Source organism: Pseudomonas sp. GM21 (assembly GCF_000282215.1).
In the GTDB taxonomy this organism is placed as follows: Bacteria; Pseudomonadota; Gammaproteobacteria; order Pseudomonadales; family Pseudomonadaceae; genus Aquipseudomonas.
Window position 1 is genome coordinate 1 of the sequence record NZ_AKJS01000161.1, and the last position, 3,375, is coordinate 3,375.

Annotated in this window: 2 rRNA genes; both read right to left on the bottom strand. The window is 50.9% G+C overall.

Annotated elements, in window-relative coordinates:
• Window positions 1–48: 48 nt before the first annotated feature.
• A 5S ribosomal RNA gene (gene rrf, locus PMI22_RS04125) occupies window positions 49–164 on the bottom strand.
• Between the two features lie 155 nt (window positions 165–319).
• Window positions 320–3,211: ribosomal RNA gene (locus tag PMI22_RS04120) — 23S ribosomal RNA — on the bottom strand.
• Window positions 3,212–3,375: the final 164 nt, after the last annotated feature.

Here is a 3,375-nt window from a genome sequence, read left to right on the forward strand (position 1 = left end):
AAAACAAAACCCCTACCTGCATACGCAGATAGGGGTTTCGGAATTTAATCTTGACGATGACCTACTCTCACATGGGGAAACCCCACACTACCATCGGCGATGCATCGTTTCACTGCTGAGTTCGGGATGGGATCAGGTGGTTCCAATGCTCTATGGTCGTCAAGAAATTCGGTAGCCAGGTCGTTGTCTCTTGCGAGATCACGCTCCAGCGAATGGGTATGCAATAGATTTGTGTGTTTGATTCGAACTTTCGACTTGTATCGTCTTCACACACCGCAATCTGGTGCCTTTTCAGGTCAGCAAATTGCTTGGGTGTTATATGGTCAAGCCTCACGGGCAATTAGTATTGGTTAGCTCAACGCCTCACAGCGCTTACACACCCAACCTATCAACGTCGTAGTCTTCGACGGCCCTTCAGGGGACTCAAGGTCCCAGTGAGATCTCATCTTGAGGCTAGTTTCCCGCTTAGATGCTTTCAGCGGTTATCTATTCCGAACATAGCTACCCGGCAATGCCACTGGCGTGACAACCGGAACACCAGAGGTTCGTCCACTCCGGTCCTCTCGTACTAGGAGCAGCCCCTCTCAAATCTCAAACGTCCACGGCAGATAGGGACCGAACTGTCTCACGACGTTCTAAACCCAGCTCGCGTACCACTTTAAATGGCGAACAGCCATACCCTTGGGACCGGCTTCAGCCCCAGGATGTGATGAGCCGACATCGAGGTGCCAAACACCGCCGTCGATATGAACTCTTGGGCGGTATCAGCCTGTTATCCCCGGAGTACCTTTTATCCGTTGAGCGATGGCCCTTCCATACAGAACCACCGGATCACTAAGACCTACTTTCGTACCTGCTCGACGTGTCTGTCTCGCAGTCAAGCGCGCTTTTGCCTTTATACTCTACGACCGATTTCCGACCGGTCTGAGCGCACCTTCGTACTCCTCCGTTACTCTTTAGGAGGAGACCGCCCCAGTCAAACTACCCACCATACACTGTCCTCGATCCGGATAACGGACCTGAGTTAGAACCTCAAAGTTGCCAGGGTGGTATTTCAAGGTTGGCTCCACGCGAACTGGCGTCCACGCTTCAAAGCCTCCCACCTATCCTACACAAGCAAATTCAAAGTCCAGTGCAAAGCTATAGTAAAGGTTCACGGGGTCTTTCCGTCTAGCCGCGGATACACTGCATCTTCACAGCGATTTCAATTTCACTGAGTCTCGGGTGGAGACAGCGCCGCCATCGTTACGCCATTCGTGCAGGTCGGAACTTACCCGACAAGGAATTTCGCTACCTTAGGACCGTTATAGTTACGGCCGCCGTTTACCGGGGCTTCGATCAAGAGCTTCGCGTTAGCTAACCCCATCAATTAACCTTCCGGCACCGGGCAGGCGTCACACCCTATACGTCCACTTTCGTGTTTGCAGAGTGCTGTGTTTTTAATAAACAGTCGCAGCGGCCTGGTATCTTCGACCGGCATGGGCTTACGCAGTAAATGCTTCACCCTCACCGGCGCACCTTCTCCCGAAGTTACGGTGCCATTTTGCCTAGTTCCTTCACCCGAGTTCTCTCAAGCGCCTTGGTATTCTCTACCCAACCACCTGTGTCGGTTTGGGGTACGGTTCCTGGTTACCTGAAGCTTAGAAGCTTTTCTTGGAAGCATGGCATCAACCACTTCGTGTTCTAAAAGAACACTCGTCATCAGCTCTCGGCCTTAGACCCCCGGATTTACCTAAGAGTCCAGCCTACCACCTTAAACTTGGACAACCAACGCCAAGCTGGCCTAGCCTTCTCCGTCCCTCCATCGCAATAACCAGAAGTACAGGAATATTAACCTGTTTTCCATCGACTACGCTTTTCAGCCTCGCCTTAGGGACCGACTAACCCTGCGTCGATTAACGTTGCGCAGGAAACCTTGGTCTTTCGGCGTGGGTGTTTTTCACACCCATTGTCGTTACTCATGTCAGCATTCGCACTTCTGATACCTCCAGCAAGCTTCTCAACTCACCTTCACAGGCTTACAGAACGCTCCTCTACCGCATCACCTAAGTGATACCCGTAGCTTCGGTGTATGGTTTGAGCCCCGTTACATCTTCCGCGCAGGCCGACTCGACTAGTGAGCTATTACGCTTTCTTTAAAGGGTGGCTGCTTCTAAGCCAACCTCCTAGCTGTCTAAGCCTTCCCACATCGTTTCCCACTTAACCATAACTTTGGGACCTTAGCTGACGGTCTGGGTTGTTTCCCTTTTCACGACGGACGTTAGCACCCGCCGTGTGTCTCCCATGCTCGGCACTTGTAGGTATTCGGAGTTTGCATCGGTTTGGTAAGTCGGGATGACCCCCTAGCCGAAACAGTGCTCTACCCCCTACAGTGATACATGAGGCGCTACCTAAATAGCTTTCGAGGAGAACCAGCTATCTCCGAGCTTGATTAGCCTTTCACTCCGATCCACAGGTCATCCGCTAACTTTTCAACGGTAGTCGGTTCGGTCCTCCAGTTAGTGTTACCCAACCTTCAACCTGCCCATGGATAGATCGCCCGGTTTCGGGTCTATTCCCAGCGACTAGACGCCCTATTAAGACTCGCTTTCGCTACGCCTCCCCTATTCGGTTAAGCTCGCCACTGAAAATAAGTCGCTGACCCATTATACAAAAGGTACGCAGTCACCTAACAAAGTAGGCTCCCACTGCTTGTACGCATACGGTTTCAGGATCTATTTCACTCCCCTCTCCGGGGTTCTTTTCGCCTTTCCCTCACGGTACTAGTTCACTATCGGTCAGTCAGTAGTATTTAGCCTTGGAGGATGGTCCCCCCATATTCAGACAAAGTTTCTCGTGCTCCGTCCTACTCGATTTCATGACCAAGAGATTTTCGCGTACAGGGCTATCACCCACTATGGCCGCACTTTCCAGAGCGTTCCGCTAATCTCAAAGCCACTTAAGGGCTAGTCCCCGTTCGCTCGCCACTACTAAGGGAATCTCGGTTGATTTCTTTTCCTCAGGGTACTTAGATGTTTCAGTTCCCCTGGTTCGCCTCTTAAGCCTATGTATTCAGCTTAAGATAACCATCTTATGATGGCTGGGTTCCCCCATTCAGACATCTCCGGATCAAAGTCTGTTTGCCGACTCCCCGAAGCTTTTCGCAGGCTACCACGTCTTTCATCGCCTCTGACTGCCAAGGCATCCACCGTATGCGCTTCTTCACTTGACCATATAACCCCAAGCAATCTGGTTATACTGTGAAGACGACATTCGCCGAAAATTCGATTCTTGCTCAAAGAGCAACTCACAAATTTTACCTTAGCCTGATCCGTTACCAGTGAAAGTAACGTTCAGTCTATCTTTCTATCACATACCCAAATTTTTAAAGAACGA